The 12,670-nt window shown below is 64.8% G+C and carries 10 protein-coding genes; 5 read left to right on the top strand and 5 right to left on the bottom strand.

Annotation, left to right across the window (positions count from 1 at the left end; all coding sequences use genetic code 11):
* Positions 1–6 precede the first annotated feature (6 nt).
* From AB7532_RS16925 to AB7532_RS16915, 3 genes are all read right to left on the bottom strand, one after another.
* A complete protein-coding gene (locus tag AB7532_RS16925) occupies positions 7–330 on the bottom strand; it encodes a DMT family transporter (RefSeq protein WP_441235907.1) in 324 nt (107 codons plus the stop codon).
* Between the two features lie 10 nt (positions 331–340).
* A complete protein-coding gene (locus tag AB7532_RS16920; protein WP_441235906.1) occupies positions 341–1,018 on the bottom strand; it encodes a glutathione S-transferase family protein in 678 nt (225 codons plus the stop codon).
* 97 nt (positions 1,019–1,115) lie between these two features.
* On the bottom strand, positions 1,116–2,219 hold the full coding sequence (locus AB7532_RS16915; RefSeq protein WP_441235905.1) for an anhydro-N-acetylmuramic acid kinase: 1,104 nt from the start codon (positions 2,217–2,219) through the stop codon (positions 1,116–1,118).
* A gap of 165 nt (positions 2,220–2,384) precedes the next feature.
* Between AB7532_RS16915 and tyrS the strand changes: the two genes are divergently transcribed.
* From tyrS to AB7532_RS16900, 3 genes are all read left to right on the top strand, one after another.
* Entirely contained in the window at positions 2,385–3,638 is a 1,254-nt protein-coding gene (tyrS, locus tag AB7532_RS16910; RefSeq protein ID WP_441235904.1) for a tyrosine--tRNA ligase, read from the top strand.
* 56 nt (positions 3,639–3,694) lie between these two features.
* The gene (locus AB7532_RS16905; protein WP_441235903.1) at positions 3,695–4,963 is read left to right on the top strand and encodes an MFS transporter; all 1,269 of its coding nucleotides are present in this window, start codon (positions 3,695–3,697) and stop codon (positions 4,961–4,963) included.
* A gap of 219 nt (positions 4,964–5,182) precedes the next feature.
* Entirely contained in the window at positions 5,183–5,593 is a 411-nt protein-coding gene (locus AB7532_RS16900; RefSeq protein WP_441235902.1) for a DoxX family protein, read from the top strand.
* Between the two features lie 170 nt (positions 5,594–5,763).
* On the opposite strand, the gene AB7532_RS16895 is transcribed toward AB7532_RS16900, so the two are convergent.
* The gene (locus AB7532_RS16895; protein ID WP_441235901.1) at positions 5,764–6,003 is read right to left on the bottom strand and encodes a hypothetical protein; all 240 of its coding nucleotides are present in this window, start codon (positions 6,001–6,003) and stop codon (positions 5,764–5,766) included.
* Between AB7532_RS16895 and AB7532_RS16890 the strand changes: the two genes are divergently transcribed.
* Positions 5,986–7,680: a methyl-accepting chemotaxis protein gene (locus AB7532_RS16890; RefSeq protein WP_441235900.1), complete on the top strand. Its 1,695-nt coding sequence runs from the start codon at positions 5,986–5,988 to the stop codon at positions 7,678–7,680. The two genes, AB7532_RS16895 and AB7532_RS16890, sit on opposite strands and share 18 nt — an antisense overlap.
* A gap of 167 nt (positions 7,681–7,847) precedes the next feature.
* Here AB7532_RS16890 and AB7532_RS16885 read toward each other — a convergent pair whose 3' ends face one another.
* A complete protein-coding gene (locus AB7532_RS16885; RefSeq protein ID WP_441235899.1) occupies positions 7,848–11,657 on the bottom strand; it encodes a YhdP family protein in 3,810 nt (1,269 codons plus the stop codon).
* 195 nt (positions 11,658–11,852) lie between these two features.
* On the opposite strand from AB7532_RS16885, the gene AB7532_RS16880 reads away from it, so the two are divergent.
* Entirely contained in the window at positions 11,853–12,587 is a 735-nt protein-coding gene (locus AB7532_RS16880) for a redoxin domain-containing protein (RefSeq protein ID WP_441235898.1), read from the top strand.
* The last annotated feature ends 83 nt before the right edge of the window (positions 12,588–12,670 follow it).

The raw sequence follows: 12,670 nt of genomic DNA, 5'->3' as shown, positions 1-12,670 counted from the left end.
CGGCGCTCAAGCCAGCTTGAGCGCCACGATCCCCATCAAGACGAGCGCGATGCCCGCAAGCTTCATCGCGCTCAAGGTCTCGCCGAACAGCACCACGCCCATGATGAACGTGCCGGCCGCGCCGATGCCGGTCCACACCGAATAGGCGACGCCGACCTCCAGCACCTTCAAGGCGCGCCCGAGCAGGACGACGAACGCGGCCAGCAGCACCAGCGAAACGATGCTCCAGCCTGCGCGTGTGTAGCCCTCCGCATATTTCATCGAGATCGCCCAGCCGACATCGAGGAGGCCGGCGATCACCAGCATCAGCCAAGCCATGGATTGCGACATCGGCGTGCGCTCAGGCCGCGAGCTTGAGCAGGTGCGCGTCGTGCCGCACCAGGAAGGCGCGCAGCAATTCCGGATAATCTTCGCCGACCGCCGTACGCACACTCGGGCGCTGCGCAAGCCCTGCCCGCCACGCGCGGACCTTCGGCACATCGCGGAAGATGCCGTGATCGGTCAGCTCATCGAAGAGGTCGAAATAGCGGAAGACCGGTGCAAACACCGCATCGACCAGGCTGAACGCCTCGCCTGCGAAATAAGGCCCGGCGCCAAGCGCCGATTCGACACGCGCAAACTTCGCCGCAAGCGCCTGACGCTTGCTCTCGAACGTCGTGGGATCCGTCGTGGTTTCCAGGCCCCAGAGATCGCCGAGAACAGCCGAGCCGAACTCCATCCAGGCGCGGTGCTCGGCACGCTTCAGCGCATCCGCCGGATGCAGCCTTGCACCGCCTTGCGTTTCCTCGATGTACTCGCAGATCACGTTGCTCTCGAACAACGCGACCTCGCCCTTGTCGGTCGTCACGACCAGCACCGGCACCTTGCCGAGCGGCGAGAGCTTCAGAAACCAGTCGGGCTTGTTGGCGAGATCGATATCGACCCGCTCGAACGGTACACCCTTCTCCTTGAGCGCGATCACCGCGCGCTGCACGTAGGGGCAAAGCTTGTGGCTGATCAGTTTCAGTGAAGCGGTCATGGCCATGATCCCGGCGGTTCGATGCAACTGCATCCAAGATAGATGCATTTGCATGCACTCGTCAAGATCAATGCAACTGCATCAATTGGCGGCGCCCTCACGGCCTTGCGATCACTCCGCCCGTCATCGGCATCGGCACGCCCGTGGTGGCGGGATAGGACAACGGCAGCCCCTTGAGGCCGCGGGCGGCGAGGAAGCCGAAGGCCTGCGCCTCGATGGCGTCGGAGGCCCAGCCGAGCGTTTCCGCGGCTTCGACGGTGGCTGACCCGACCCGCTCACGCAGCATCCGCAGCATGGTGAGGTTGCGGGCGCCGCCGCCGCAGACGATCCAGCTCCGCGGCCGCCGCGGCAGCAGCGGAATGATGCGGGCGATCGCGGACGCAGTGAAGGCGGTGAGCGTCGCGGCGCCATCGGCCGGCGGGACATCGCCGAGCCGCAAGGCGGCAAAGTCGTTGCGGTCGAGCGATTTCGGCGGCGGACTTGCGAAGAACGGCAAGTCCAGCCCTCGGGCGATCCAGCCCTCGTCGGCCTTGCCGAGCGCTGCGAACTTGCCTTCCGCATCGAACGCCTGGTTCATGGTGCGGTACATGAAGTCGTCGAGCAGCGCGTTGCCGGGCCCGGTGTCGCAGGCGATCAACGTGTCGTTGCCGTCGATATAGGTGATGTTGGAGACGCCGCCGATATTGACCACGACGATCGGCCCTTCGCGCTCCAGCGAATTGGCGAGCGCCCGGTGGTAGACCGGCACGAAGGGCGCGCCCTGCCCGCCGGCCTCGACGTCGGCGGCGCGAAAATCATGCATCACGGGGATATGGATCGCTTTGGCCAGCGCGGGCGCGTCGCCGATCTGCACCGTCAGCCGCCGCTCGGGCCGGTGCAGCACGGTCTGGCCGTGGAAGCCGACGATGTCGATGTCCTCCGGCTTCATCCGGTTCTGGGCAACGAAGGCGGCGACCGCCTCGGCATGCGCCTGCGTCACCGCACGCTCGGCCTCGGCCAGGATCCCCGGCCGGGCATCACGTTGCGGCAGATGCACGGCCTCGCCCAGCGCCTGGCGCAGCAAATTGCGCTCGGCCGGGCTGTAGGGCCGGTAGCCGGACGGCCCGAACGCCCTCACCTGCTTTCCGTCGGTTTCGATCAGCGCGATATCCACCCCGTCCAGCGAGGTGCCGCTCATCAAACCGAGTGCCGTCAACATCATGGGATCAGCGTCCTCAAAAACCCGCTCCGGCATGCCGATCTTGTGCCAGAGGGACACATCTTATAATGCCACAGGCCAAAGTGGCGGGCGGCAATCGAGTTCCCAGACAAGACCGCTAAATTGCCCCCAAAACGGTAAACCAAGAATTGTCAGGCACGCCGACAGATGACTGCATTTAAATCGGATTTCCTCAACACCCTGCAGGAACGTGGTTTTATCCACCAATGCTCCGATTTCGAGGGGCTGGACGCCCTCGCCGCCAAGGGCGAAGTGACCGCCTATGTCGGCTACGACTGCACCGCCCGCTCGCTGCACATCGGCAACTACCTGACCATGATGATGCTGCATTGGCTCCAGCAGTCCGGCAACAAGCCGATCACGCTGATGGGCGGCGGCACCACCATGGTGGGCGATCCCTCCGGCAAGGACGAGACCCGCGCGATCCGCACCGTCGCCGAGATCGAGGCGAACAAGGCCTCGATCCGCGGCGTGTTCGCGAAAGTGCTGAACTACGGCGATGGCAAGAGCGACGCCATCATGCTCGACAATGCGGAGTGGCTGACCAAGCTGAACTGGATCGAGATGCTGCGCGACGTCGGCCGGCATTTCTCGGTCAACCGCATGCTGACCATGGACTCCGTGCGGCTGCGCCTCGAGCGCGAGCAGGAGATGAGCTTCATCGAGTTCAACTACATGGTCTGCCAGGCCTACGATTTCGTCGAGCTCGCCAAGCGCACCGGCTGCAAATTGCAGATGGGCGGCTCGGACCAGTGGGGCAACATCATCATGGGCGTCGATCTCGGCCGCCGCATGGGCACCCACCAGCTGTTCGCACTGACGACGCCGCTCTTGACCACGGCGTCGGGCGCCAAGATGGGCAAGACCGCGCAGGGCGCGGTGTGGCTCAACGCCGACCAGTTCTCGCCCTATGATTTTTGGCAGTACTGGCGCAACACCGAGGACGCCGATGTCGGCAAATTCCTGAAGCTGTTCACGACGATGCCGATGAGCGAGATCCGGAAGCTCGAGGCGCTCGGCGGCTCCGAGATCAACGAGGCCAAGAAGGTGCTCGCCACCGAGGCGACCGCGCTCTTGCACGGCCGCGACGCCGCCAACGAAGCGGCCGAGACCGCGCGCCGCACCTTTGAAGAAGGCGCGCTGGCCGAAAGCCTGCCGACGGTGGAAATTCCGCGTGGCGAGCTGGATGCCGGCCTCGGCGTGCTCAACGCTTTCGTCAAGGCGGGCCTCGTTGCTTCCAACGGTGAGGCCCGGCGCCAGATCAAGGGCGGCGGCCTGCGTGTCAACGACGAGCCGGTCACCGACGAGAAGATGGCACTGTCGGCGGCCAATCTGACACCGGAGGGCGTGATCAAGCTGTCCTTCGGCAAGAAGAAGCACATCCTGATCCGGCCTGCATAGGCGTATGAGCTTTTGATGCTTGTCAGGGCGTGCCGAAGCGCGCTCCCTGATGAGCAATGGATCAGAACACGCCCAAGGAAACGACAGCGGAAACGTCGAAGGAACAAGCGGGCGCGCGGCAAGGTGCGGTGCGCACCGCACTCGTCGTGCTCGCTCTGTGCTTCACGCTTGCTGTCCTTGGCCGCGGCCTGAGCGAAAGCTTCACCGTCTTCCTCAAGCCCATTTCGGAAAACTTCGGCTGGGACCGCGCGCAGGTCGTCTCGATCTATTCGCTGACCTGGCTGATCAGCGGGCTGACCGCGCCTTTAGTGGGGCGCCTGTTCGACCATTCCGGACCGCGCATCGTCTATGCGCTCGGGCTGTTCCTGCTCGGCTCGGCCTTCCTCATCGCCGCGCATGCGCAGTCGCTCTGGCAATTCCAGCTCTCGATCGGTCTCTGCGTCGGCATCGGCGTCGCCTTCATCGGCAACGTGCCGAACTCGATCCTGCTCGGCCGCTGGTTCGGCGCAAAACTGCCGACCGCAATGGCGGTGGTGTACTCGGCGATGGGCGGCGGCGTGCTGGCGCTGCTGCCGGCCTCGCAGCTTCTGATCGATCATCTCGGCTGGCGCGAGACCTACCAGGTCTACGGCTTCGCCACGCTCGGCCTGCTGGTCCCCCTCATGCTGCTGCCGTGGCGCATGTTCTCCGCCGGCTCGCCCCACATCACTAAAAGAACCGACCCTGACTTCATCGACAACGGCTGGACGCTCGTCAGTGCGATGCGCCACCACGCCTTCTGGGCACTGTTCTCGACCTTCTTCTTCACCGCCGTCGGCATGTATGCGATCGCAGCCCAGATCGTGGCCTATCTGATCGACGCCGGCTTCCCGCCGCTGCAGGCCGCGACCGCCTGGGGTTTTTCAGGCGTCGTGCTGGTGTTCGGCATGCTGGGCGTGTCCGCGCTCGACGGGCTGATCGGACGCCGTCCGTCGGTGCTCCTGAGCTACGCGATTTCCATCATCGGCATCGTCCTGCTCTGGCTGCTTCAGTACTATCCGAACATCATCCTGCTCACCGGTTTCGTCGTCTGCTTCGGCAGCATGATGGGCTCGCGCGGGCCCCTGATCACCGCGACGGCGATGAAGATCTTTCGCGGCAAGCGCGTCGGCACGATCTTCGGCACCATTTCGATTGGCAGTGGCTTGGGCTCGGCGTTCGGCTCATGGAGCGGCGGCGTCATTCACGACGTCACGCACGGCTACAATCTCCTGCTCGTCTTCGCACTTGCGAGCGTGATCCTCGGAATGATTCCATTCCTGATCGTCCCCGCCTTGCGGGAGTAGGTCTCCTCAACGTAACCTGCGCCCCTCGATGTCACCGGGAAATTACGGACGGCATATGAGCTGACGCGCGCGAAAAAATCCGGCGCAACCGGAGCGAGGGACGATCTGCGGTGTTTTGTCCTACATGACGAAAATGTCAGCGCGAAATTGGTCCGGGGTGGCTTGCGAGGCGGAACTGAATACGGTCCAAGTCGCGCATTGGATGGAGGGCAAAAACCAATGGACTTTCCTTATCTCACTCGCTTTCAACCGGTTCTCTTGAGCCTGTTTCGTTTCATCACGGGGCTGCTGCTGTTTCAGTTCGGCGTTGCCAAGCTGTTCAAGTTCCCGCCGGTGCCGATGTTCGCAAAAGTCGAACTGATGTCGCTTTACGGCGCGGCCGGCTCGCTCGAGCTGGTGCTGGGCGGGCTCCTGATCATCGGCCTGTTCACCCGCCTTGCCGCTTTCATCCTCGCGGGTGAAATGGCCTTCGCCTACTTCATGGGCCACATGCTCAAGGGCGAGACGCCGGTGCTCCTGCCGCTGCTCAATGGCGGCACTCTTGCGATCGCGTTCTGCTTCGCCTGCCTCTATCTCTCGGCCGCCGGCGGCGGACCGATCAGCGTCGACGCGGCGACGGGCAGAAAGTAGCGGTTCGACCGGCGGCGCATTCGCGGGGCACTTGCGCGCGATTGATGCACAGATAACCGACGGCACCGGCGAGTTTGCCGGTGCCGCCTACCGCGAGCCCAGCACGTTCCAGATCAGAACGAGGGCCGCGACGAGCAGCACGGACATGATGAGGCGGTGAACGAATCGGTTCATCGGCCGTCCTGCCAGGATCGATCACCACCAAAGTCTGAGAACGATCGCCTTCCGTAAACATACGGGTGGGCGGCGATGCATGGCGTTTTGCCTGCACGCTTGCGCACAAGGCTGCGAACGGTCCTGCGCGCGACCGGCCGCCGCATGGCTGCGTTCATGATTGGTAAGAAGTTCATGTTACGGACGATGATAATAACAACCATTTCGTAGAGGCTGCGATGAAGCTGCTGAGCCATCTGAAGATCCGCACCAAGCTTGCCAGCATGGTCTGTCTCGCGGCTCTCACAGTCACAGCCATCATCGCGGTATCGGCCTTCCTCAGCAAGAGCCGGATGATGGAAGACCGGGTCCAGCAGATGAAGACCGCGGTCGACATGCTCCACAGCCTCGCCCAATCGGTTCAGGACGACGTCGCTGCCGGCAAGCTGACACAGGCCGAGGCCAAGGCCCAGTTCCACGTGCGCGGCCGGCGCTTGAGCTTCAACGGCGGCCAAGGCTATCCCGTCGTCTACAATTCCGACACCTCGCTGCTCGTGAACGGCGCCAATCAGCAGCTCGAAGGCAAGATCACCGGCGCGAAGGACTCCAACGGCGTCTTGATCGCCGACGCGATCATCAACACCGCCGCCCAGAACGCCCAGGGCGGCGTGACCTCCTATCTCTATCCCCGCCCCGGCCAGACCGAGCCGGTTCGCAAGACCGTGTTCACGCGCCAATTCGCGCCCTGGAACGCGACCATCAGCTATGGCCTCTATGTCGACGACATCGACGCCGACGTGCGTGCGCTGACGCTCGAGCTCGCCGCGGTCGGCCTCGGCCTGATGCTGTTGATGGCGACGCTGTCCTGGCTGATCGCCCGCGACGTGCTGAGCGCGCTCGACCGCCAGAAGAGCCGCATGCAGGAGATTTCCGAAGGCGCCATCGACAAGCCGGTCGAGGAAACCGATCGTGGCGACGAGATCGGCCGCATGGCCGAGACACTCGAAGTGCTGAGACAAACCGCTCTGACGGCCCGCAATTTGGAGGCGGAGCAGGTCGCCGCCAAGACCCGCAACGAGCAGGAAAAGCGCGAGGCCCTGATCTCGCTCGCCGACCGCTTCGATGCGTCCGTCGGCCAGCTCGTCGGGTTGATGGCCTCGGGTTCCGGCGAGCTGGAGACCACCGCCAAGTCGATGTCCTCTACCGCCGAGGGCACCAACCGCCGCGCCACCGTGGTCGGCTCGGCCGCGACCGAGGCGAGCCAGCGCGTTCAGACCGTCGCCGCCGCAGCCGAAGAACTCTCCTCCTCCATCACCGAGATCAGCCGTCAGGTCGCACAGTCCGCCGAGGTCACGGGACGTGCGGTTGACAGCGCCCGCCGCACCGACACCATCGTGCGCGCGCTCTCGGACGGCGCCCAGCAGATCGAGCATGTCGCCGAGCTGATCTCCAGCATTGCGGCACAGACCAATCTGCTCGCGCTCAATGCCACCATCGAAGCCGCGCGCGCCGGTGAAGCCGGCCGCGGCTTTGCCGTCGTCGCCTCCGAGGTGAAGTCGCTGGCGAGCCAGACTGCGGAAGCCACCCGCGAGATCGGCGACAAGATCGCCCAGATCCAGGGCGCGACCAAGGAAGCCGTGGACGCCATCGGCGGCATCACCGCCACCATCGAGGAGGTCAGCCGCATCGCCACCTCGATCGGCGCTGCCATCGAGGAACAAGGCGCCGCCACCGCCGAGATCGCCCGCAGCGTCTCGCAGACGGCGGAAGCCACCAGGGAAGTCACCACCAATATCAGCGGTGTCAGCACCGCGGCGAACGAGACCGGCAACGCCGCCGGCATGGTGCTCGCGGCCGCCTCGAGCCTCTCCAAGCAGGCAGAGCAGCTCTCCGGCGAGGTCGGGACGTTCCTGGCAGGTGTTCGCGCGGCGTAAACGGCACAACCCATTTCACGCGAACGTCGTCATGCCCGGGCCTGTCCCGGGCATTCACGTTGGTGCCGCGTGATGAGGCGTGGATGGCCGGGACATAGGCGAGCGAAAGCGACGCCGTCCTTCGGACGGCTATGCCCGGACATGACGGAGTTCTGGGCTTCCAGAGTCTACCGCCGCGCGATGCTGCAACCGCTCGAGAGCTGACGCGTCGATCCGGTCGAGCCGTCGTTCGACTGTGAGGGGAATTCATCGAACGGCGTGTTCTGCTTGCCGGTGTTGAACTCGAAGATCTTGCGGAACACACCCGGCACCATGGCCGAGACCGGATTGACGCGCATCACGGGTGCTGCCGGCGTGCCGACGACCTCGTAGGTCACGCCGATCAGTCCCTCTTTATCGCCGCCACCCAGGAACAGCCCGAGAACCGGAATCTGTCCGAACATGTTGTTCAGCCCGTACATCGGCACGAAGGTGCCGCTCATGCAGACCTGGTTACCGGGATAGTCGATCGAGCCCTCGATGGTGGCGCCGATCATCGGACCCTTCACGACGCCGTCGCGGATCGTGAGCGCGCCGTTCTGGCGCGTGAACTCGGCGCGCAGCGCACTGAAGGAGACACCGTTGCCGGTCCCGTTGGGTGCACCGGCGGCCACGCGCTCGAGCTGCGCCTCGCCCTTCACGGTGAAATCGCGCACGTTGATGAGGCCCTCGCGCGAGGTGTTCGGCTCGGACGTCGGCGGCTCCATCGCCACCACCAACTGGCCGCCGACCGCCTTGGTGTAGGTGTCGGTGAAGCGCAGCAGCGCGCCGGCATCGTTGGTCTGGAGGTAGATCACCTCGCGGTTGCCCTGGGCGCGACCGCCGCGCAAATCGGCAGCCACAGGCGTGTCCTTGCCGACCCTGCCGTTCAGGGTGAACGCTTTGACCGCACCACTGCGCCGCGACATCTTGGCGTCGATGCTGCGCATGGCCTCGCCGTTGAAGCCCATGACGGCGCCGAGCTTCACATCGATGTCGAAATCGACGTTCTTCATCTTGTTCTTGGCGTCGTCCTTGGAATTGCCCGAGATCGCCGACTTCAGGAAACCGCGACCGTCAAACACGTCGCCGCGCATCGTGCCCTTGACCACGCCGTCCTGGCCGCGCTCGACCCGGAGCGAAGCCTTGTCGCCGTCGGACGGCGAATAGGTCGGGAAGTTCGCGTTCATGAGGTCGCCGTTCGGATCGACCTCCACCATGCCCTTGATCGAGGCGCCGCCGCCTTCGATGACGATGTCCTCGAGGCGCGTCGATTGCGCGGTCGGCACCACCTTGAAGCTGGCCTTGCCCGATTTGCCCGGCAGCTTGACCCAGCCGGGCAGGATGTTGTCGAGCTTGAGCGAGGTCAGGTCGGCCTCGACGCCGAGCTTTGTCGTCTGGTCGGGACCGCCGGCGATCTTGCCCGACAGCTTGATCGGCAGCGAGCCGCTGACGGCCGGACCGAGGTCGAAGCCGAGGCGCGCGCGGCTGGCATCATCCAGCGTCGCCTGCAATCTCACGTCCGCGTCGCCTTCAGCCGGCTTGCGATAGTCGAGCGAAGCGGCCTGCCCGTTGATCTTGACGTCGCCCTTGACCTGAAAGCCCTGGTTGTTGGCGGCGATCTTGAGGTTGTTGGCCTCGAGCTTCTGGTTCATCACCAGCTTGTCGGCGGCGAAGCCGGTGAGGTCGGCCGTGACGGTGTAAGTGGTGTCGGCCTTGGTCAGCTCGCCCTTGACCGGCAGGCCGAGCTGGATGTTGGCCGTGAACGTGCCCTTGCTGGTGTTGGGGTCGATGACGGTCGACGACAGATCGCTCAGCCGGTCGTTGGACAACATTTCGGCGGCCGCAGGCACCGGACCCTCGACGCGGAATCTGGTCCGCGACGGCGACGGCTTGGGCGCCATGTCAGGCACCTCGAAGACGAAGTCGGAGATCGTGACCTTGCGGCCCGCCGGCGTATCGGCAATGCCCTGGGCAATATTCACGGTCGCGGTACGCCCGGTCACGCGCGCCTTCAGATCGGCATCGTGCACCACCGGCATGCCGTCCACGGGGCGGACCGCGACACCGCTCGCCACGATGTTGACCGAGAGGCCGTCATCGGGAATCGGCGGGCCCTTGCGCGGAAGGTTCTTGGTCGGCGAATTGACGCCGATCTCGATGCGCTGAAGCGTGCCGCGCTCGATCCGCTCGATCACCCATTCGCGCAACTCGGGAACGACGAGCGTGGGCCACATCCGCTTGAGCGCGGAAGCCGACATCGGCGTTCCCGCAAAGCCCAGCGTCAGCCGCGGCTCGCCCGAATAGTCGATGGCGCCGGTGCCGGCGACGCCGATCTCGCCATTGCTGATATCGGCCTGCGTCAGCAGCATGCGTTTGTGATCGGTGTCGAAGCGGAAGCCGATCGCGATGCGGTTGAAGACCAGCGGCGGCTCGTTGTCGATGCCGCCGAGCAGGATCGAGCCGCCACTGAAACCGAGCTGCCAGTCGTTGATGGTGCCGTTGGGCGGCTCGACATGGGCCAGCAGCGTCAGACGGTTCGCGCCCGACAGGACCTTGAACGGCGCGACCAGCACTCGCCGGTTGGCGTCCCACTCGACGTTGATCTCGGCGGAATCGATCGCCATCGGATAATCGGGCGTGTCGGTGTCGATGATGTTGCCTGCGCCGACCGCGATCTTGCCGCGGAAGAAGGTCGGCACGCCGTCGCGTCCGAGTTCGCCCTTGAGCTCGCCGGTCAGCGGCAGGTCGGCGGTATAGGTCAGATCCTTCACCCGCAGCGCCAGCAGGATGTTGGAGGTTGAGACCTTGTCAGCCTTGATGTCGACCGAGCGCACGCCGTTTTCGGCAGGGCCGATCGTGGCGCGCAGCATCCACGGGCGCGCGCCTTCTTCGCCGAGGCTCAGCGTGACGCCGCCGCGGCTCGGCCGGCGCAGGCTGAGCGTGATGTTCTCGAACGACCATTTGCTGCCGCGCTGCTGATCGTCGACGATCAGATTGCCGTTCTTCAGGCCGATCTCGTTGAGGTTCTGGCCGTCGAGGCCGGTCATGCTCAGACTGTCGAGCCAGTCGAGGCCCTGAAGGATGCCGCTCTGCGCAGTCGGCTGCGGGCTGACTTGCGATGCGTCCGGACTTGCGGGCGTTGTCGCGAACGGCGGCGGCGGAACGCCGTTGCGCGGGAATGTCGGCGGCAGGCCCGCGTCCTTCTTGGACGCGACGCCGGTTGCAAGCGGCTTTGCGGTGTCGCCGGCCGACACGGTGACGGTGCCGTCGGGCGCGATCCGGATCGCAAGCTCGGCATCGACGAGGTTGAGGCTTTCCGCGCGCAAGCGCCCCATCAGGAGACCCGCACCCGACAGCTTGACCTCGGCCTTCGGTGCGGTGGCGACAATGACGTGATCGTGGTCGCGCACGACGATGTCGCGGATGCGCACGGCGATACGGATCCGCCCGGCCCGCTCGATCTGGGTGCCGCCGACCTCGACCGTATTGCCGTGACCGATATTGTCCTCGATGGCGGCGGCGAGCCACGGCGTCGCGATGTCGAGATTGATGGGCCCGGCGCCGAGGCGCCACCACAGCGCGCCGAAACAGCCAACGAAGATGACGACGAGCGCCGCGACCACGATGGCCACCCGCTTCAGCCAGCGACCGCCACCGAGCCAGCGGCGCAGCGATCCGAACCCGTCACCGAAGCGATTGAAGCCCGAATTGGAACGCGCCAGCAGCCGGCGTGCCCGATGGCCCGCCGCCGCTTCCTGATCCGGATCCCAGTCGGCGTCGTCCCATTCCTGGGGCTCTGGTTGGCCGCCGCGCCGATTGAAATCCCGATTGTAATCCTGGGGCGACGTATTCCTTGCCATTGCCTCTCGATACAGGCGCCCGTCGTAGGATTGAGCGCCGCCGGGACCGCAGCCGTCCGCGGGAGGCGAAGCTCCCTGCGCCGGCACTGCCGCCATACCTCGAATATTCCTGCTGTTCGTCATTTCGCCCCGGGAGCGCGTTCAACGAGCAGTGGGGTGGTGCGTGGAATTCCTTGTAACCATACTCCGGCGTCGTCAGACTTGCCCAGCCAAGGGCACGATTCCGGGACACCGGGCGAGAGCTGCAATACCGCTTCGGTTGACCCGCCGAAAGCGTCGAAAGGAAGGCGTATGTCCAAGAAATCCCGAAAGAAATCGCCCAAAACGCCCTCCGGCATTGCAAAGGCTAAAAAGCAGATCCCGACCAAGCGGGCAACGACTCAAACAAAGTCCGCGAAAGCGCAGCGGACACAGGCTGGCAAATCAACCGGGACCATAGCAAAAGCAGGATCACATAAGGCCGCATCGAAACAGTTAAATTCCTCCAAATCGGCCGCCGCGCCCGCGAAGGGCAAGCCCGCAACGGCCAAGCCCGCCACAACCAAGCCCGCAGCGACAAAATCCGCCCTCGCCGAGGGTCAGAAAGCCCCCGCCTTCCGCCTGCCTCGCGATGGCGGTGACGTGGTCACGCTGGCGGACTATGCCGGCCGCAAGCTCGTCCTGTTCTTCTACCCTCGCGCCGACACGCCGGGCTGCACCCGGGAGGCGATCGACTTCACCCGGCTGGCCGGCGACTTTGCTGACGCCGGTACGGCCGTCCTCGGCGTTTCCGCCGATCCGTTAAAGGCCCAGGAGAAGTTCCGCGACAAGCACAAGCTCTCTATTCCCCTCATCTCGGACGAGACGCACGGAATGCTGGAGGCGTATGGAGCCTGGGGCGAAAAATCCATGTACGGCAAGAGCTTCCTCGGGATTCTTCGGACGACGGTGCTGGTCGGCGCAGATGGCAAGGTGGCCAAGGTCTGGCGCAATGTCCGGGTCGACGGTCACGCCGATCAGGTGCTGGACGCGGCAAGAGGTCTTTAACCAGACTGTTAAATTCGAGTGCTCCCGTTTCCGGAAAATTAACCATGACCGGCCCAGATTGCTGCGGCAATTGAGCCGCAAGG

It is taken from the genome of Bradyrhizobium sp. 930_D9_N1_4 (genome assembly GCF_052076015.1).
GTDB lineage: Bacteria > Pseudomonadota > Alphaproteobacteria > Rhizobiales > Xanthobacteraceae > Bradyrhizobium.
This window is presented reverse-complemented; position numbering and strand designations above follow the sequence as displayed.

Coding starts and splice junctions, on each gene's coding strand:
- AB7532_RS16925 (WP_441235907.1), bottom strand. CDS start 330: ATGTCGCAATCCATGGCTTGGCTGATGCTGGTGATCGCCGGCCTCCTC.
- AB7532_RS16920 (WP_441235906.1), bottom strand. CDS start 1,018: ATGACCGCTTCACTGAAACTGATCAGCCACAAGCTTTGCCCCTACGTG.
- AB7532_RS16915 (WP_441235905.1), bottom strand. CDS start 2,219: ATGATGTTGACGGCACTCGGTTTGATGAGCGGCACCTCGCTGGACGGG.
- tyrS (WP_441235904.1), top strand. CDS start 2,385: ATGACTGCATTTAAATCGGATTTCCTCAACACCCTGCAGGAACGTGGT.
- AB7532_RS16905 (WP_441235903.1), top strand. CDS start 3,695: ATGGATCAGAACACGCCCAAGGAAACGACAGCGGAAACGTCGAAGGAA.
- AB7532_RS16900 (WP_441235902.1), top strand. CDS start 5,183: ATGGACTTTCCTTATCTCACTCGCTTTCAACCGGTTCTCTTGAGCCTG.
- AB7532_RS16890 (WP_441235900.1), top strand. CDS start 5,986: ATGAAGCTGCTGAGCCATCTGAAGATCCGCACCAAGCTTGCCAGCATG.
- AB7532_RS16895 (WP_441235901.1), bottom strand. CDS start 6,003: ATGGCTCAGCAGCTTCATCGCAGCCTCTACGAAATGGTTGTTATTATC.
- AB7532_RS16885 (WP_441235899.1), bottom strand. CDS start 11,657: ATGGCGGCAGTGCCGGCGCAGGGAGCTTCGCCTCCCGCGGACGGCTGC.
- AB7532_RS16880 (WP_441235898.1), top strand. CDS start 11,853: ATGTCCAAGAAATCCCGAAAGAAATCGCCCAAAACGCCCTCCGGCATT.